Annotated in this window: 1 rRNA gene; it reads left to right on the forward strand. The window is 41.3% G+C overall.

The features are described from left to right. Positions 1-151, forward strand: a 16S ribosomal RNA gene (locus ERX29_RS10860); the annotation flags it as partial. Positions 152-392 lie beyond the last annotated feature (241 nt).

Consider the following 392-nt stretch of genomic DNA (forward strand, 5'->3'; position numbering starts at 1 on the left):
GTACACACCGCCCGTCACACCATGAGAGCTGGTAACACCCGAAGTCCGTGAGGTAACCGTAAGGAGCCAGCGGCCGAAGGTGGTATTAGTGATTGGGGTGAAGTCGTAACAAGGTAGCCGTAGGAGAACCTGCGGCTGGATCACCTCCTTTCTAAGGAGAATAGAAAGAAGAAAATTCTTTCTGAAGGCTGAATTCTCTGTTTAATTTTGAGAGACCATTCTCTCAAAATTGAAACTTCTCAATAAAATTGGGAAGTAGCTGATCATCACAAAATCGTAGATTTTGGATGCCTAGCTATGTTCTTTGAAAATTGCACAGTGAATAAAGTAAAGCTAAAGGTATATAAAAATCCTTTGTAAGAATACAATTTTAAGGTCAAGCTACAAAGGGC

The sequence above is a fragment of the Macrococcus lamae genome (genome assembly GCF_004359545.1).
Classification (GTDB): Bacteria; Bacillota; Bacilli; order Staphylococcales; family Staphylococcaceae; genus Macrococcus; species Macrococcus lamae.